A 16,545-nucleotide genomic window follows, 5' to 3' on the forward strand; every position below is an offset into this window, starting at 1 on the left:
AGACCGATGACAACGGTGGGCAAGCGCGCGCTCGGTCTGGCCGTGGCGCTCGTGATGGGACTCGCCGCCTGCTCGAGCGGCGGCGGAGGCGGGCAGGGGCAAGCCGGGCAGTCGCTGCGGATGTGGACGTTCAAGAAGTCGCACGCCGACGCCTTGAACAAGGCGGCGGCGCAGTTCAAGGCCAAGACGGGCATCAGCGTCACGGTCGAGGCGGTGACCCCCGACGACGTGTTCGTCAGCAAGGTCCAGAGCGCCGCGCAGACCAACGGCCTGCCGGACGTGCTGGAGGTGCATTCGTCCGGCGAGGACTTCGAGATGGGCTCGTCGGGCTTGCTGCAGGACCTGGCGGCCGATGTCACCGACGGGTGGAAGCAGCGCCTGCTGCCCTCCACGCGTGAGAGCGGCGTGCTGACGCAGAAGAAGATCGACTCGGTGGCCGCCGACTCGCCCATCAAGAACGGCAAGGCCGGGCAGCGCTTCTCCGTGCCGTTCACGGCGGGCGCCTTCGGCATCGTCTACGCCAACAAGGACAAGCTCCGGGCGGCCGGGCTCGATCCGGACACCCCGCCGAAGTCGTGGGAGGAGTTCCTGAAGGCGCTGGAGGCCACGACCGGTAAGAGCCAGGGCGGGCTGTCGCTGGGGCTGAAGATCTCCCAGACCGGCTTCAACTGGATCTATCAGCCGCTGGCCTTCGCCTACCTCGGCAAGGAGCGTTTCCAGGCGCTGTTCGGCAAGGGCACCACACAGGGCTTCGCTTCGCCGGACGGCGTCAGGACGCTGGAGACGTATGCCAGGCTGACGCCGTACTGGATGCCCGGTGCCACGACGCTCGGCATCGACGAGGCCGACATCGCCTTCGCGCAAGGTAAGTCGGCCTTCGACGTGGGCGGCACGTTCACGCTGGCCTTCCTCGCGCAGAACGGGATGAGCCCCGACAAGGTGCTCGCCTTCCCCATCCCGGCGTCGGCCGAGGGCACGCACAAGCAGATCTCGATGGCGCCGCTGGCGCTGACCGGGCTCGGTGTGACGGCCACGACGCGCAACCGCGAGGCCGCCGTCAAGTGGATCGACTGGGTGACCTCGCCCGAGGGTGCGGGCATGGTGGCCAAGGAGTCCCTCGACCTGCCCTCCACGGACCTGGGCACGCAGGCGGAGTCGCTGCTCGGCAAGGACCTGGCCGCGCTCCAGAAGTACTTCACCGGGCCGCCGGAAAGCAGCTACGAGGCGGCCGACGACAGCTTCTTCCCCTCCGACTGGGACCAGGTCAAGCCGGGTGACCTGACCGTACGGCTGACACCGCTGGGGGAGGTCGGCCCACAGCAGGCGGGCACCGAGCTGGACAAGATCATGGCGTCGATGTGGAAGTCCACCGAGTGAGCACGACCTCCGTCGAGCTCCCCGCGCGGAGGCTGCGCGAGCAGCCGCCCGCGCGGTGGCGGCGCCGGCTGATCGGATGGGCCTTCGTCGCGCCCGCAGTCGCGTTGTTCCTGCTGATGGGCGCCTACACGATCGTCAGCGGGTTCCTGCTGAGCTTCGCCAAATGGAACGGTTTCACCCCCGAGTGGCGCTGGGCCGGGCTGGGCAACTATGCCGACCTTCTGTACGCGGACCCGTCGCTCACCGGCGACCTGCGCCGGGCCGCGGGGAACACGGCGCAGGTCATGGTCGCCGTGCCGCTGCTGACCGTGGCCGTCTCCCTCCCGCTCGCGGTGATGCTGAACTCCATCACCCGCCTGCGTGGCGTTCTCCGCTCCGTCTACTTCCTGCCGTACGTGACCAGCGGTATCGCCGTCTACTTCGCCTGGCGTTACGTGCTGGCGCCCGACGGCGCGCTCAACCTGCTGCTCGGCTCGCTGGGCCTGGGCAGCCTGCGGCAGCCGCAGGGCTTCCTCGGCAACCCGGACACCGCGCTGCCGACGTTGATCGTCATTCTGGTGTGGTCGAGCGTGCCGGTGGCCACGCTGCTCTACCTCAGCGGGCTGCAGGCCATCGACCGCAGCCTCGTCGAGGCGGCGCAGATCGACGGCGCCGGCTCCTGGCACGTGCTGCGGCGCATCATCTGGCCGCTGCTGAGGCCCATCACCATGGCCATCGTGCTGCTGGGCGTCCGCGACACGCTGCACGGCTTCCAGATCTTCCTGATCGCGACCAACGGCGGGCCCGGCGGGCACACCGACGTGCTGGGGCTGATGGCGTACCGGCTGGCTTTCATGAAGGGCCTGGCGCCCTCGCTCGGCCACGCGAGCGCGCTGGGCTGGCTGCTGTTCGCGGGAGCCGTCCTGCTGACCCTGGCCAACGCGCGCCTGCTCCGGAGGGCCCAGTGAAGCGTTTCGCCTGTGCCGGGCTGATCGTCTATGCGCTGATCAGCATGTATCCGTTCCTGTGGATGGTGTCGGGCGCCTTCAAGACCCGCGGCGAGGTCCTCGAACACAACCTGCTGCCGCGTGAGCCCACGCTGGACACCCTCATCGCCACGTGGGGCCGGTTGCACTTCCTGGACTACTTCCTCAACAGCCTCCAGGTCACGGCGATGACCGTGATCGGCGTGCTGGTGGTCTACAGCCTGGCCTCCTACGCCTTCGCCGTCCTGGATTTCCCCGGCCGCCGCTTCCTGTACTGGTTCTTCGTGGCGCTCCTGTTCGTGCCCGGCATCACGGTGCTGCTGCCGGTGGTGATCCTGGAGAAGAACCTCGGCCTGCTGGGCACCCACCTGGGGCTGGTGCTCCCCTTCGTCAACGGCACCGCGCCGCTGACGGTGCTGCTGCTGACCAACAGCTACGGTTCCATCCCACGCGAGCTGCGCGAGGCCGCCAGGTCGGACGGCGCGGGGGAGGCGCGGGTCTTCTGGTCGGTGTATCTGCCGCTCGCCAAGCCGGCGCACATCACCGTTGCCGTGCTGACGGCGGTGCCGACGTGGAACGAATACGTGCTGACGCGGGTGTCACTCTCGGACCGGTCGCGGTTCACGCTGCCGCTGGGGCTGGAGTCGCTCATCTCCAGCGAGGTGCCGCGCTACAACGAGGTCATGGCCGCCTCCCTGATCACGGTGCTTCCGGTGATCGCGCTCTTCCTGCTTCTGCAGCGCTACTTCGTCAACGGGCTGGTGGGGGCGATCAAGGGCTGACCACCGGGGGTGGCGAAGCTGTCACGAATCGTCCGGGTCGGTCAAGGAGGGCGCGGGCCTCGTCGGGGCGGAGCGCGCGGCCGTGCGCGTACGCCGCGGCGTACGCCTCCTCGCCGAGTGCGGCACGGGCCGCGAGGGCGATCCTGTCCAGGTCGCCCTGTTGGGCAGGCGTGACCGCCTTCGGGATCGACTCGCGGGCCGCGGCGGCTGCTCCGAGCAGTTGGGCGGCCTCGTGAGGGTGGCCGTCGAGTGCGCAGGCGCCCGCGAGGCCGGACAGCGCCTGTGCGATGTCCGCTCCCGCGCTCAGGTCTCGTGCGATGGCGAAGGCTTCCATGTGCCGAGCCATGGCCCCTGCGGTGTTGCCGCGCAGCTCCTCGACATAGCCGAGTTCGACAAGGACGCTCGGCGCATACAGAGGGTGTCCTGGTCCGGTGTGGTGCCGGGCGGCGTCCATCAGGTGCAGCAAGTGGGCCTCGGCCGCGTCCAGGTCGCCCTCCCGGCGAGCGGAGAAGGCGAGCCCCATCTCCGCGAACACGGCGCCGAGGGGGGAGCCCTGCTCCGTGGCGAGCCGAAGCCCCCGCTCGCAGTGCTCACGCGCCGACGGGTAGTCGCCGCATTCCATGGCGATCCAGCCCAGCCAGGACAGGCGCCCGGAGAACTCGGGCCAGAGCCCGAGCTCTCCGGCCATGCGCAGCCCGTCTCGGTGCAGGCGGGTCGCCTGCTCGTAGTCGCCGATCAGAACGGCGTGGGCGCCGAGCCACTCGGTGGCCTGCAGCAGCCCCCACCGGTCACCGAGCCGGCGGAACAGCGCCGCGCTCTGCGCGCCGTCACGCTCGAGCGCGCCGGAGTCGCTTTTCACGTGCGCGTGTTTGGCCCGCAGGCTGAGCGCGGCCGCCACTCCCCACTGATCGTCGACGGCGCGGAACGTGGTCAGAGCCCGGTCGATCAACTCCCCGGTGGCGACCACATCGCCGAGGTCGACCTCGGCGAACGCGAGGAACCACTTGGCCCTGGCCTGCCCCGGCTCGTCCGCCACCCCTTCGTAGGCATCCAACACCGCCTCGTGCCGGGCCGGCCAGCCGGCGATCTCACCCCGCAGGAACGACATGCCGGTGTGCCAGGCCATGGCTCTGGCTCGGGCGGCCCGGGGCGCCTCACCCCGGGCGTCCAGCGCCGCCTGGAACGACCGCCCTGCTTCTGCCAGGCGGCCGCGCAGGAACCAGTACCAGGCCAGCGCGTTGGCCAGGCGCAGCGCGAGGTCGGCCGCGCCCTGCCGGGCCGCGTCGTCGAGCGCGTCGTGCAGATTGGCTGCCTCGGCGTCCAGCCGCTGCAGCCAGCGCCGCTGGTCGGGGCCGTAGAGATGGGGTTCGGCCAGCTCGGCCAGCTGGGTGTAGTGGGTGCGGTGGCGCCGCCTGATCTGCTGGAGCTCGCCGGCCTCGTGCATGCGTTCGGTGCAGTAGACGGCCACCGACTCCAGGAGCCGGTAGCGGGGATCGTCGTGGCGACGGTCGGACACGACCACGAGCGACCGGTCCACCAGGCGCGCCAGGATGTCGAGCACCTCGTCGGGGCGCACGCCGTCGTCCGCGCAGACCGCCTGGGCGGCCTCCATGGTGCACCCGTCGGCGTGGACGGCCAGGCGGCGCAGCACCGTGCGCTCGGCCTCGGTGAGCAACTGCCAGCTCCAGTCGATCATCGCCATGAGTGTCTGCTGCCGTGGCGGAGCACCTCGGTGTCCTGTCGTCAGCAGCCGGAACCGATCGTCGAGCCTGGCAAGCAGGCCGTGCATCCCCAGCGTGCGCACGCGGGTGGCGGCCAGCTCCAATGCCAGGGGGATGCCGTCCAGCCTGCGGCACAGCACCGCGACGGCCTCCGCGTTGTCCGGGGCGAGGGCGAACCCGTGCGCTGCGGCGGCCGTACGCGCCACGAACAGCCGCACCGCGCTGAACCGCCCCAACGTCGCCGGGTCGGTGTCGTCGCCGGGGCCGGGCACCTCCAGCGCCGGCACGGGCCAGACCACCTCACCCGCCAGGCCGAGCGGCTCCCGGCTGGTCGCCAGGACACGCAGTCCGGGCACGGCGCGCAGCAGGAGGTCGGCGAGCTCCGCGACCGGCTCGATCACGTGCTCGCAGTTGTCCAGCACCAGCAGCAGCCGCCTGGCGCGCAGGGCTCTGGCGAGCCGGTCGGCGGGAGCTTCCTGCGGTCCGGCGCCGCCGTCGTGGATGTCCAGGACCGCCATCACCAGGTCGGTGAGCGACCCCATCGCATCAGGCAGGCCGGGCCGCAACGCGCCCAGCTCGACGAGCCACGCGCCGTCGGCCATCGTCTCGGCCATCGGGGCGGCGACGTCGATCGAGAGCCGGGTCTTGCCCACCCCACCCGAACCGGTGAGCGTCACCAGCCGGTGTTGTCGCAGCAGCGCGCGCACCTCGGCGACCGCGTCGTCGCGGCCGATGAGGTCGGTGATGGCATTGGGCAGGTTGGTCGCCGGCGCGGGGCCGAGCGGCGCGTGGAGCCCTGGGTCATGAGCCAGGATCGAACGGTGCAGCCCGGCCAGGGCGGGACCTGGGTCCACGCCGAGCTCCTCGGCAAGATGGGCCCGCGACTCCTCGTAGCTGCTCAGGGCCTCGCCCTGTCGCCCGGCCCGGTAGAGGGCGAGCATGTGCAGGGCGCGTGGCCGTTCCCGCAGCGGGTGGCGGGCCAGCAACTCGCCGAGCTCGCCCGCGACCGCGGCGTGCATGCCGAGCGTGAGCCGGGCCTCGGCCAGGTCCTCCATGGCGGTGAGACGCTGCTCCTCCAGGCGCGCGATCGTGGTGCGTGCGAACGCCTCGTCGGCGAAGTCGATGTAGGCCGGGCCTCGCCAGAGGGCCAGCGCTCCGGACAGCAGCTCGGCCTTGGCCCGCGGGTCGGCCGTCTCGCGGGCCTCGGCGGTGAGGCTCTCGAACCGGTGGGCGTCCACCGCGTCGGCGTCGACGCGGAGCAGATAGCCCGGCGGTGGGGACACGACGAGCGCCCGCCCACCCGGCTCGGCCTCCTCCATTGCCCGGCGTAGGTAGGAGGCCTTCGCCGACAACGCGCCCGGCGCGTTGCCCGGCGGATCGTCGCCCCACAAGTGATCGATGAGCAGGTCGGCGGGCACCGGCCGCCCGTGGTGCGTCAGCAGGGCCGCCAGCAGGGCCCGGACCTTCAGACCCGGCACCGCGACGGCGCCGCCGTCGTCCCGCCACACCGCGAGCGGCCCCAGCACCCCGAAGCGCATGACCGTCACCATAACGCGGGCCGGCGACAATTTCGCCGGCTGCCGGACCGTGCGGCCCTGGGCGGGCGGTGTGGGGCCGCACGCCGGTCAGCGCGGGCCGAGGGCCTTGGCGACGAGCGCGCCGATGTGGTGGAACGTACTGTAGTCGCCGGCGCTCACGCGGTTCTTGGCCACGGCGATGACCATGCCGGTAGCGGTGTCGGCGTACGCCGCGGTCCCCCCGCTTCCGGCCATGCCGAACAGGGTGGGGCTGTCGAGCGGTCCGGGGAAGCCGATGTCGTACCCCAGCCCCCGGGCGGCCGGAGCCCCGGTGACCTCGTCGACCCCGCTGATCGTCACCGTGGTGACCTCTCTGAGACGCTCGGGGGAGATGAGCCGCACGCCGCCGACCTCGTCCATCAGGGCGGCGTACATGCGTGCCACGGCTCGGGCGGTCATGACGCCGCCCGCGGGGATGTCGGCGGCGAGCACGTCCTCGCGGTTGCAGAAGGCCGCGCTCGGCAGGGCCGCCGGCGGCGCCGCCGTCCAACCGTTCACGACCCTGAAGAACGGCACCTGCCCGGCCATGGCGGCAATCATGTCGGGAGTCAGCTCCATGCCGCCCGCCGTCTCCTCCAGGCGGGCCTGCCGGCCGAGCTCGGAGGCGGGTACGCCGAAGAACAGCTCGTCCGCCACCCCCAGAGGCCCGGCCACCTCATCGCGGAGCACCTGGGAGATCGGCCGGCCGGTGGCCCGGCGCACGATCTCGCCGGCGATGTAGCCGAACGACTGCGGGTGGTACCCCGTCCTGGTGCCGGGTTCCCACCACGGTGTCGCGTCGGCGATCGCCGCGCACATCCTGTCCCAGTCGGTCAGATCCTCCGGTGTCGTGTCCCGTGGGAGGCCGGGCACGCCGGCTGAGTGGTTGAGCACGTGGCGCACGGTGGCACGCTCCTTGCCATGCGCGCCGAACTCCGGCCACAGCTCCGCGATCGGGGTGTCGTAGGTGACAACGCCCTGTTCCACGAGCACGTGCACGACGGTGGAGGTCACCCCCTTGCCGGTCGAGGTGACGTGGAACGGCGTGTCCGGCGTGACCGGCCGGCCGGTCACCGGGTCGGCCTGGCCGGCGACGGCGTCGATCACCAGCTCTCCGCAGTGGTAGACGGCGACCTGCAAGCCCCGTTCGACGCCGGACCCGACCAGCTGGTCGATGGTGTCCTGCGTCTGCTGCTGAATGTCGGTCATGGCGATGCTTCCTCTTTCGTTGCGTTTTGATCTCTCGCTGAAGCCGTGGGAGGTCAGCGACGAGCTGTGGGCGGGGCTCCAGCCACTGCTGCTCCAGCGTCGGCGGCTACCGGCTCGTGGGCCAGGACGACGACTCCCGATGCGAACGTCTTCGTGCCGGTCAGGCGGAACCGTGTCTCGCTCCAGCCGGTGAACAGGCTCTCTCCACGCCCCAGGACGACAGGATGAATCCAGACCCGGATCTCGTCGACGAGGTCGTGCCGAGTCAGCGTCCGGGCCAGCCCGCCGCAACCGAACATCAGGATGTCCCTGCCGGGTTGCCGCCTGAGCTCGCGCACCGCCTCGACGACATCGCCCTTGAGCAGGGCCGAGTTGGTCCAGCTGACGTCGTCGAGTGTGGTCGACACGACATACTTCGGCATGGTGTTGATCCGGCGGGTGAAATCGTCGGACGCGGGCCCGTCGTCGCTCATCGACGGCCAGGACTCGGCGAAGCCCTGGTAGGTAACCCGTCCCATCAGCAGGGCGTCCGCGGCGAACAACTGGTCGCGGGCGTAGGCCTCATATTCCGCGGTCGCGTACTCGAGGGACCACTCGTGCGGGTCCTGCTGGACGCCGTCCATCGTCGCGAAGACCGAAACGATCACTTTGCGCATGGCATGCTCCTGGGGCTGTAACGGGGTTGCGATCATCGGTAGGTGTAGGGGCGCACGGCACGCGCCTCGCGCAGCGCGTACGCCCACCAAGTCAGCTCGTCCAGCGTCGTCTTGACCGTGTTGTTGCACGTCGCGGTGGGTTTGGGCCAGCTGCCGTCGGCGGCGAACAACTCCCAGTAGCAGGGCAGACTGACCAGGGTGCGGATGGCGACGGCGTGCAGTTCGCCGAACACCTCACGCAACTGGGCTACGGCGTGCAGGCCGCCCGATTCCCTCCCGTAGGAGACGAAGGCGACGGGCTTGGCCTGCCACTCCTCGTAGAACCAGTCGATGGCGGTCTTGAGCGGAGCGGGGAAACTCCGGTTGTACTCCGGTGTGACCACCACGAACGCGTCGGCGGCGGCCAGCCTGGGAGCAAGGGCCCGTACCGGCTCCGGGACGAGCTCGTCCTGATCGGTGAGGGTGTCGGGCAGACCTGCCGTGGCCAGGTCGACGAGATCGATGTTCAGCTCCCGGCGCGTGCGGGCCTGGGCGACGAACCAGGAAGCCGCGGTCGGGCCGAACCGCCCGCGGCGGATGCTGCCGATGATGATCACCAGCCGCAGTGGTGTGGCGTCCGGCATCTCGGGCCTCCCTCGGGTTCGTGTCGTGCTCAACCCTGCGCGAAGGCGCCTTCGGTCTGTTTACGCTCTTTCGCCCTCCAGCGGACCGGGATGTCGCGGTGAGCGTAAACAAACCGTAAAGACCACCTCGCACCATGGGCGGCGCATCGAAGCACCCGTAGCCGAGAAGGGCCGTGCCATGTCCAGTGCCGACGTAGATGAGTTCGTTCGGACCAAGCTGCTGCCACAGCACCAGACCATCGTCCGTATCCTGCGAGAGCTCATGGCCGAGGGTGCGCCGGACGCATCGGAGGTGATCAGCCGCGGCTCCCCCGCGTGGAAGGGCCGCACCATCCTCGCGATCATCAGCCACAGCAAGACGCACATCACGTTCGCGTTCGCGCGAGGCGCGGAGTTCGACGACGACCACGGCCTGCTGGAGGGTGTGGGGAAGACCACCAGGCACGTCAAGCTCAAGAGCCCGGACGCCCTCAACCATGACGCATTGCGTGGCTACATCCGGCAGGCGGTCGCGCTCGATCAGGAATAGTCCTCGGGCTCAGCGCCCCTGGAGCTCGGTGGCAGCGCGCTGCTGGACCCGTTCACTGGCTTCCTGGACATCATCCGCGCGTGGCACCCGACGACCCCGCTGCTGGTCGTGTCCCCCGATCCTGTGCCCGGGGTCGTGTTCATGCACCAGGGGTGCATCGTCGAGTCGGCCTCGCCGGAGGAGTTCTTCGACCACCCCCGGCACGAGCGCACCGAGCAGTTCCTCCGCAGCATTCACTGACCGCCGGACGCGGTCCTCCAGGAAAGAGCCAAGCATGCGCGCTGCCCCCGCCGTCGCAGGCATGAAGCACAACGGCATCCGTACGATCATGGATCCGGCGATGTCCGGCACCCGCCCGGACCTGATCCGGCTGGAGATCGGCGAGCCCGGCTTCCCGACGCCCGCGCACGTGGTGCGCGCGGCCGACGAGGCCGCGGCGGCGGGGCGGACCAAGTACACGGCCAACGCCGGGATCCCCGAACTGCGGGCGGCGCTCAGCGACAAGATCAAGCGGGTCAACGGGTTCGACGCCCGCCCCGAGGACATCGTGGTCACGGCCGGCGGGGTGCAGGCGCTGTTCGCCACGCTCACCGCGCTGGTCGAGCCGGGCGACGACATCCTGATCCCGGACCCGGCCTGGCCCAACTACATCGCGTTCGGGAAGATCCTCGGCGCCTCCACCACGGCCTACTCCCTGGCGCCCGAGAGCGGGTTCCTCCCCGACCTCGCCGAGCTGGAACGGCTCGTGACGCCGCGCACCAAGGTGCTGATGCTGAACTCGCCGTCCAACCCCGTGGGGTCGGTGTTCCCGGCCGGGACCCTCGCGGAGCTGATCGCCTTCGCCGAGCGGAACGACCTGTGGATCGTCTCCGACGAGTGCTACGACCAGGTCGTGTTCGACGACACCTTCGCCTCCACGGCGGCCGTCGGCGGCGCGGAGCGGACGATCTCGGTGTTCACCTTCTCCAAGACGTACGCGATGACCGGCTGGCGCATCGGCTACCTGGCGGCGCCGCCGTCGCTCGCGGAGATCATCACGCGGTTGCAGGAGCCGATGGTCTCCTGCATCAGCACACCGGGTCAGTACGCGGCACGGGCCGCGCTCACCGGGCCGCAAGACGAGCAGCGCGCGATGGTCGCGACCTATCGGGCCAACCGCGACCTCGCCGTCGGGGAGTTCGCCGCCCACGGCTTCGACGTCTACCGGACGCAGGGCGCCTTCTACCTGTGGATGCGCACCGGCAACCGGGATCTCGACGGCATGGAGATCGCCAAGAGACTGATCACCGAGCACGGCGTCGCGGTCGGCCCCGGCCCGGCCTTCGGCGAACGCTCGGGCGAGTACATCCGCCTGTCGCTCGCGGCCTCCGCCGACGACCTGGGTGAAGGAATCCGCCGCATCTGCGCCAGCGGCCTCCTTCACCCAGCCGGGCGTTTCTGAGACGGGGGCTTGACTCCTCGCGACATGCGTCATGCAATATATTGCATGCCGGTTCCACAGAGCCGAGGAGTGGTCGCCAGGTCGCTTCTCCGGGAGAACGCCTATCGCGCCATCCGAGACGCCATCGTCGATGGCACGCTCGCCCCGGGTGAACGTCTCAACGACGGCGATCTGGCACAGTGGCTGGGCGTGAGCCGCACTCCCGTCCGGGAGGCGCTGACGCGTCTGGAGCAGGCCGGGCTGGTGCGGACCAAGCCCGGCCGCTACACCATCGTCAGCACGGTGGACGTCCGGTCCGTGCGCGCCGCCCAGTCGGTGACGGCCGCCATGCACGAGCTCGCCGTACGGGAGGCGCTGCCGAATCTGTCCGCCGGCGAACTCGACGCCATGCGCGAGGCCAACGCGCGTTTCGCCGATGCCTTGCGCCGCGACGACGCGGACGCGGCGCTCGCCGCCGATGACGCCTTCCACGGCATCCCGGTGATCGCGTCCGCGAATCATGCGATACGTGCCGTTCTTGACCAGTTCACGCCGGTGCTGCGGCGCGTGGAGCGGATGCGGTTCTCCTCCCTGAGCGGCCGGGGGTCGGTCGCGCAACACGAACGGATCATCGCGTTGTGCGCGGCCGGCGACGTGGAGGGGGCGGCGCTCGCCGTACGCGCCAACTGGGGGACCCTGGTCCCACTCCTCGATGCCATGCCCGCCGCTTCCGAGAACGAGCCTTCAACCTGAGGAGCCGTACATGTCCATCGACGATTTCGAGCGCTATCCGCTGCTCTTCGGTCCCAGCCCCGTCCACCGCCTCGACCGGCTCAGCGACCACCTCGGCGGAGCCCGCGTCTGGGCCAAGCGGGAGGACTGCAACAGCGGGCTGGCGTTCGGCGGGAACAAGACCCGCAAGCTGGAGTACCTGATCCCCGACGCCCTCGCCCAGGGCGCGGACACCCTGGTCAGCATCGGGGGAGTGCAGTCCAACCACACCCGGCAGGTGGCCGCGGTCGCCGCCAAGGTCGGGCTGAAGGCCGTACTCGTGCAGGAGAGCTGGGTGGACTGGCCGGACGCGGTCAACGACAAGGTCGGCAACATCCTGCTGTCGCGCATCATGGGCGCCGACGTCCGCCTGGTCCAGGCCGATTTCGGGATCGGGCTCAAGGACAGCTGGCACGAAGCCCTGGAGGGGGTCACGGCCGCCGGCGGCCGCCCGTACGCGATCCCCGCCGGAGCGTCCGACCATCCGCTGGGCGGTCTCGGCTTCGTCAACTGGGCGTACGAAGTGCAGCGGCAGGAACGCGAGCTCGACGTCTTCTTCGACACCATCGTGGTGTGCAGCGTCACCGGGAGCACCCAGGCAGGCATGATCGCCGGCTTCGCGGGCCAGGATCGTCCCCGGCGCGTGCTGGGCATCGACGGCTCGGCCAAGCTCGCCGAGACGCGTGCCCAGGTGGCGAAGATCGCCCGCGCCACGGCCGAACTCATCGGCCTGGGCCGGGACCTGCACGAGGAGGAGATCACGGTGCTGGAAGGCTGGGCCGGCGACAGGTACGGCATCCCCGTGCAGTCCACCCTCGACGCCATCAGGCTCACCGGACGGCTGGAAGGCATGATCATCGACCCTGTCTACGAGGGCAAGTCGATGGCCGGGCTCATCGACCTGGTCGGCAGCGGCGAGATTCCCAAGGACTCCAACGTCCTGTACGCCCACCTCGGCGGCCAGCCCGCCCTCAACGCCTACAGCGGCGTCTTCCGCTGAGCGTTGGGCCGAGCCGAGCGCCATCGGCTGCTCGAACGGCAGGTTGCGGCTCCCGCGGGAGACGGGCGAACGAGCGGCGCGCTCCCTTCTACCCCCTGACATGAACACGTATAGTGAGGTTGCTTGCACTCAATGTCACAATTGGATGGATGTGACTCACCCGAGGAAAGGGGATTTCCGTGAGTCGTGCACTGATCATCGTCGATGTGCAGAAGGACTTCTGCGAGGGCGGCAGCGTTCCGGTGAAGGGTGGCGCGGATCGAGCCGCCGCCATCGCCGAGCTGGTCCGGCGCGCCGATGGGCAGTATGCCTTCGTCCTCGCCACCCGTGACCACCACATCGATCCGGGCGCCCACTTCTCCGACAACCCCGACTTCCACGACTCATTCCCCGTGCATTGCGTCGTCGGCAGTGAGGGAGGCGAGTTCCATCCGAATTTCGCGCCCGCCGTCGACTCCGGGCACGTCGACGAGGTCTTCTACAAGGGCGCCCACTCCGCCTCCAAGAGCGGTTTCGAGGGCTCGGCCCAGGACGGCACGACACTGTCCGCCTGGCTGAAGGCCCGTGACATCGCCGAACTCGACGTCGTCGGCATCGCGACCGATCACTGCGTGAAGGCCACGGCACTCGACGGAGCGCGCGCGGGCTTCACGGTGCGGGTCCTGCTCGACTACACGGCCGGCGTCGCCGCCGACACCACGCGTACCGCACTGGACGAAATGCGCCGGGCCGGTGTCGCCCTGACCGGCGAACCTGTCGTCGCCTGAACTCAGGCGCCAGGCACCGCATCCTCGGATTCCGCGAAGATCACGACGAGCTCCAACCCGCCCCCCGGGTTGGGGCTCGCTCGCACGTCGGCTCCGTGAGCCTTCGCGATCGACGCGACGATCGACAACCCGAGCCCGGCGCCCTGTCCACGGGTCGTCTGCAGCCGCCGGAAGGGCTCGAAGAGATCGCCGAAACGTTCCTCGGGCACGTGCGGGCCGGTGTTCCGGACCTTCAGGACTCCACGGGAGAGCGTCACCTCAACGGTTCCGCCGGGATGGTTGTAGCGAACCGCGTTGTCGACGAGGTTCGTGACGAGCCGGCTCAGCAGGATCGGATCCCCGTCGACGACTGACGGTTCGATCCGCGTCGTCACGGTGACCTCGTCCGAGCCGCCTTCGGCCAGGACGAGCAGCACCACCTCGTCCAGGGCCACCGGTGTCCTCTTCTCAAGGCCGTGCTCCGCCTGGGCCAGGACCAGCAGGGCGTCGATGAGGCTCTCGGTGCGGTGGTTGTGGAACAGGAGCTTGTCGCGGATCTCGCCGACGTCTTCAGGAAGGCCGATCTCGATCGCCGCTCGCTGGACGGCCAACGGGGTCCGCAGCTCGTGGGACGCGTTCGCGATGAACCGCCGCTGCCCCTCGACGGAGCGTTGGAGGCGGTCGAGCATCGCGTCGAACGTATCGGCCAGTTCCTTCAGTTCGTCCTTGGGCCCGCTGAGCGCGATGCGTTCGTGCAGGGTCGACATGGACAGCCGCTGCGCCGTGGCGGTGATCCGGTGAACGGGCCGCAGGATCCGCCCGGCGACCAGCCAGCCGACGATCACTGACACCAGCGTCAGGATTCCGACCGTCGCCACGGTCACCCCCCACTGGTAGTCGATCACCTCGTCCACCAGATCGGGCAGCGTCGGCAGCTGATGGTCCGCGAGGCCCGGCCCCGCCGGCGCCGCCGGCGCCACCGGGAGCGGCCCGATCCGCCCGATCCTCCTGTCCAGCGCGTGGCGCAGCAGCAGGTTGACCGTGACCAGCAGCACGGTCGAGGTCAGCAGGAACAATCCGGAGTAGATCAGGGTGAGTCGTACCCGGACCGTCGTCACAGCACGTATCCCGCGCCGGGAACGGTCTGGATGCAGGGCGGATCGCCCAGCTTCGCGCGTAAGCGGCTGACCACGACCCGCACCACCGTCGTGAACGGGTCGACGTTCTCGTCCCATGCCTCTTCGAGCAGCCGTTCAGAGCTCACGACCGCGCCGTCCGCCCTCATCAGCACCTCAAGGACGGCGAACTCCTTGAGCGACAGATGCAGGTGCCGCCCGTCCCGCGACGCCTGCAGCCGGTGGGTGTCGACCACGATCCCGTGCCGCATCAGCACCGGCGGCACCTGCGCCTGGCTGCGCCGCCCCAGCGCCTGCACCCGTGCGACCAGCTCGGCGTAGTCGAACGGCTTGGGCAGGTAGTCGTCGGCCCCCATCCCGAGGCCGGCCACCCGCTCCGGCACCGCCGCGGCCGCCGTCATCATCAGGATCCGTGTACGGCTCCCGCGCGCCACCAGCTCACGGCACACGAGGTCGCCGTGCATCTCGGGCAGGTCCCGGTCCAGTACGAGAACGTCGTAGTCGCTCACCGCCAGCCGCTCCGACGCGGCGACCCCGTCGTACACCACGTCGACGGCCATGGCGTGGCGACGCAACCCCACCGCCACGAGATCGGCCAGGTCTCGTTCGTCTTCGGCCACCAGAACCCGCATAGCGATGTTCGTACCCGAATCGGGGTAACAGCGGCGTTAACGGATCCGTTCACAGCCGAGCAACCCGCTTCCGGCCACGCTGGCGGCGTGATCAAATCCCTCTGCGCCGCCATCCTGATGGCGGCCTGCTCCCTGTCCGCACCCACCTCCGCGCCTGCCGAGCGCTGCACCGCCCTCACCGGGCCACCGCCGGAGTCTGCGCCGCCGACCTCGGTGAACACGCTCCGGCAGGCGTACTTCTGCGTACTGGACAACTACTACAGCGGTCCGGGCATGGATGCGAAGGCGCTGCTGAAGAGCGCCTTCGCCGCCTATACCCAGGACCTGATGCGGCGCGGCGCCGATCGGCCCGACCTCCAGCTGCCCGAACTGACCGGGAACCGCGACGCCGACTGGGCCGCCTTCGCGAAAGCCCTCGGCGCCGGTGACGTGCCCGCGCTGCGCGCGGCGATCATCGCGATGGTCGCCGGACTGCACGACAACCACGCCCGCGCGGTCAGGCCGACTCCTCCACCGGAAGGCGGGCCGGTCGGGACGGGCATCGTGGGTGTGTCGGCCCAGCAGGGCCCGCAACTCGACCCGGCGGCCAGGCCGCCGTTGTTCATCACCCGCGTCCTGCCCGGCAGCCCCGCCGCCAAGGCCGACATCAGGCCCGGCGACATCATCGTCAAGGCCAACGGCATACCGCCGTTCATCGGGGACACCGTGAACCAGAGCATCGTCCAAGCCTTCGCCGCCGGCACGGTGACGCTCACGCTCAAGCGCCCCACAACGGGACGGACCCGCACCGTCGAGCTCAGAGAGGGCCCCGTCACGCAGCAGCCTCCGGCGGTGACGTCGAAGAAGCTCTCCGACGGCGTCACGTACGTCCAGCTGCCCGGATTCTACGAAGGCGCCGCCGACCAGGTCATCGCCAAGCTGAAGGACAAGCCGAAGGCGGTGGTCCTCGATCTGCGCGGCAACGGCGGCGGGTCACCTCGCGAGGTGACGCGGCTGCTCGGCGCGTTCGCGCACGGCAAGGTCACCAGCTACTTCTGCCCGCTCAAGGGCGACTGCGTGCCCAACCGGACCGACGACAGCATCCCGCTGCTCGGCTCGCGCCTGGTCGTCCTCACCGACCGCGGATGCGCCTCGGCCTGCGAGGACTTCAGCGCGGCCGTCAAGGACAACGACCTCGGCACTCTCATCGGGACCCGCACCGCCGGGGCCGTCTCCGGCCCCAGCGACGGATACCTCCTCGACGACGGCAGCATCCTGCTCCTGCCCAAGGTCCGGCACCTCGGGCCCGCCCGCGAGATCATCGACACGATCGGCGTCCCGGTCGACCACTACGCCCCCATGACCGCCCTCGACCTGGCCACCGGGCGCGACCCGGGCGTGGCCAAGGCACTGACGCTTCTTTGACGCGCTCGCCGCAACGGC

16 protein-coding genes are annotated in these 16,545 nt (G+C 70.1%); 10 read left to right on the forward strand and 6 right to left on the reverse strand.

Annotation, left to right across the window (positions count from 1 at the left end):
- Positions 1-6: 6 nt before the first annotated feature.
- Genes ABZX61_RS07955 through ABZX61_RS07965 form a run of 3 tightly spaced genes read left to right on the forward strand, consistent with a single transcriptional unit; the run spans position 7 to position 3,124 of the window.
- A complete protein-coding gene (locus tag ABZX61_RS07955; RefSeq protein WP_355192471.1) occupies positions 7-1,377 on the forward strand; it encodes an extracellular solute-binding protein in 1,371 nt (456 codons plus the stop codon).
- Positions 1,374-2,324, forward strand: a complete 951-nt coding sequence (locus ABZX61_RS07960; RefSeq protein WP_355192473.1) for a sugar ABC transporter permease — start codon at positions 1,374-1,376, stop codon at positions 2,322-2,324. The genes ABZX61_RS07955 and ABZX61_RS07960 overlap by 4 nt, the downstream gene beginning before the upstream one ends.
- Positions 2,321-3,124: a carbohydrate ABC transporter permease gene (locus ABZX61_RS07965; RefSeq protein ID WP_355192475.1), complete on the forward strand. Its 804-nt coding sequence runs from the start codon at positions 2,321-2,323 to the stop codon at positions 3,122-3,124. The genes ABZX61_RS07960 and ABZX61_RS07965 overlap by 4 nt, the downstream gene beginning before the upstream one ends.
- On the opposite strand, the gene ABZX61_RS07970 is transcribed toward ABZX61_RS07965, so the two are convergent.
- From ABZX61_RS07970 to ABZX61_RS07985, 4 genes are all read right to left on the reverse strand, one after another.
- Positions 3,114-6,383: a BTAD domain-containing putative transcriptional regulator gene (locus tag ABZX61_RS07970; RefSeq protein WP_355192477.1), complete on the reverse strand. Its 3,270-nt coding sequence runs from the start codon at positions 6,381-6,383 to the stop codon at positions 3,114-3,116. The two genes, ABZX61_RS07965 and ABZX61_RS07970, sit on opposite strands and share 11 nt — an antisense overlap.
- Positions 6,384-6,470: 87 nt before the next feature.
- Positions 6,471-7,610 carry a serine hydrolase domain-containing protein gene (locus tag ABZX61_RS07975; RefSeq protein ID WP_355192479.1) on the reverse strand — a complete coding sequence of 380 codons (1,140 nt, stop codon included), beginning with the start codon at positions 7,608-7,610 and terminating at the stop codon, positions 6,471-6,473.
- 53 nt (positions 7,611-7,663) lie between these two features.
- Complete coding sequence (locus ABZX61_RS07980) at positions 7,664-8,266, reverse strand: dihydrofolate reductase family protein (RefSeq protein ID WP_355192481.1); 603 nt, start codon at positions 8,264-8,266, stop codon at positions 7,664-7,666.
- A gap of 32 nt (positions 8,267-8,298) precedes the next feature.
- A complete protein-coding gene (locus ABZX61_RS07985) occupies positions 8,299-8,889 on the reverse strand; it encodes an NAD(P)H-dependent oxidoreductase (RefSeq protein ID WP_355192483.1) in 591 nt (196 codons plus the stop codon).
- Positions 8,890-9,067: 178 nt separating this feature from the next.
- Here ABZX61_RS07985 and ABZX61_RS07990 point away from each other — a divergent pair, with 178 nt between their 5' ends.
- The 6 genes from ABZX61_RS07990 (at position 9,068) to ABZX61_RS08015 (ending at position 13,376) form a co-directional block, all read left to right on the forward strand.
- Complete coding sequence (locus ABZX61_RS07990; protein ID WP_355192485.1) at positions 9,068-9,418, forward strand: DUF1801 domain-containing protein; 351 nt, start codon at positions 9,068-9,070, stop codon at positions 9,416-9,418.
- 108 nt (positions 9,419-9,526) lie between these two features.
- Entirely contained in the window at positions 9,527-9,658 is a 132-nt protein-coding gene (locus tag ABZX61_RS07995; protein ID WP_355192487.1) for a hypothetical protein, read from the forward strand.
- A gap of 34 nt (positions 9,659-9,692) precedes the next feature.
- Positions 9,693-10,859 (forward strand): aminotransferase class I/II-fold pyridoxal phosphate-dependent enzyme, encoded by a 1,167-nt coding sequence (locus ABZX61_RS08000; protein WP_355192489.1) that lies wholly within the window; start codon positions 9,693-9,695, stop codon positions 10,857-10,859.
- 69 nt (positions 10,860-10,928) lie between these two features.
- Positions 10,929-11,591, forward strand: a complete 663-nt coding sequence (locus ABZX61_RS08005) for a GntR family transcriptional regulator (RefSeq protein ID WP_350740862.1) — start codon at positions 10,929-10,931, stop codon at positions 11,589-11,591.
- A 10-nt stretch (positions 11,592-11,601) separates the two neighbouring features.
- Complete coding sequence (locus ABZX61_RS08010; RefSeq protein ID WP_355192491.1) at positions 11,602-12,609, forward strand: 1-aminocyclopropane-1-carboxylate deaminase; 1,008 nt, start codon at positions 11,602-11,604, stop codon at positions 12,607-12,609.
- 179 nt (positions 12,610-12,788) lie between these two features.
- Entirely contained in the window at positions 12,789-13,376 is a 588-nt protein-coding gene (locus tag ABZX61_RS08015; RefSeq protein WP_355192493.1) for an isochorismatase family protein, read from the forward strand.
- Between the two features lie 2 nt (positions 13,377-13,378).
- Here ABZX61_RS08015 and ABZX61_RS08020 read toward each other — a convergent pair whose 3' ends face one another.
- Complete coding sequence (locus ABZX61_RS08020) at positions 13,379-14,473, reverse strand: ATP-binding protein (RefSeq protein WP_355192495.1); 1,095 nt, start codon at positions 14,471-14,473, stop codon at positions 13,379-13,381.
- A complete protein-coding gene (locus ABZX61_RS08025; RefSeq protein WP_355192497.1) occupies positions 14,470-15,123 on the reverse strand; it encodes a response regulator transcription factor in 654 nt (217 codons plus the stop codon). The genes ABZX61_RS08020 and ABZX61_RS08025 overlap by 4 nt, the downstream gene beginning before the upstream one ends.
- A gap of 87 nt (positions 15,124-15,210) precedes the next feature.
- On the opposite strand from ABZX61_RS08025, the gene ABZX61_RS08030 reads away from it, so the two are divergent.
- On the forward strand, positions 15,211-16,527 hold the full coding sequence (locus ABZX61_RS08030) for a S41 family peptidase (protein ID WP_355192499.1): 1,317 nt from the start codon (positions 15,211-15,213) through the stop codon (positions 16,525-16,527).
- The last annotated feature ends 18 nt before the right edge of the window (positions 16,528-16,545 follow it).

The sequence above is a fragment of the Nonomuraea sp. NPDC003709 genome (assembly GCF_040610775.1).
Classification (GTDB): domain Bacteria; phylum Actinomycetota; class Actinomycetes; order Streptosporangiales; family Streptosporangiaceae; genus Nonomuraea; species Nonomuraea angiospora_A.

Bases quoted from the DNA above. Each gene is read 5' to 3' on its own strand.
- ABZX61_RS07955 (WP_355192471.1), top strand. From the start codon at position 7: ATGACAACGGTGGGCAAGCGCGCGCTCGGTCTGGCCGTGGCGCTCGTG.
- ABZX61_RS07970 (WP_355192477.1), bottom strand. From the start codon at position 6,383: ATGCGCTTCGGGGTGCTGGGGCCGCTCGCGGTGTGGCGGGACGACGGC.
- ABZX61_RS07975 (WP_355192479.1), bottom strand. From the start codon at position 7,610: ATGACCGACATTCAGCAGCAGACGCAGGACACCATCGACCAGCTGGTC.
- ABZX61_RS07980 (WP_355192481.1), bottom strand. From the start codon at position 8,266: ATGCGCAAAGTGATCGTTTCGGTCTTCGCGACGATGGACGGCGTCCAG.
- ABZX61_RS07985 (WP_355192483.1), bottom strand. From the start codon at position 8,889: ATGCCGGACGCCACACCACTGCGGCTGGTGATCATCATCGGCAGCATC.
- ABZX61_RS07990 (WP_355192485.1), top strand. From the start codon at position 9,068: ATGTCCAGTGCCGACGTAGATGAGTTCGTTCGGACCAAGCTGCTGCCA.
- ABZX61_RS08000 (WP_355192489.1), top strand. From the start codon at position 9,693: ATGCGCGCTGCCCCCGCCGTCGCAGGCATGAAGCACAACGGCATCCGT.
- ABZX61_RS08010 (WP_355192491.1), top strand. From the start codon at position 11,602: ATGTCCATCGACGATTTCGAGCGCTATCCGCTGCTCTTCGGTCCCAGC.
- ABZX61_RS08025 (WP_355192497.1), bottom strand. From the start codon at position 15,123: ATGCGGGTTCTGGTGGCCGAAGACGAACGAGACCTGGCCGATCTCGTG.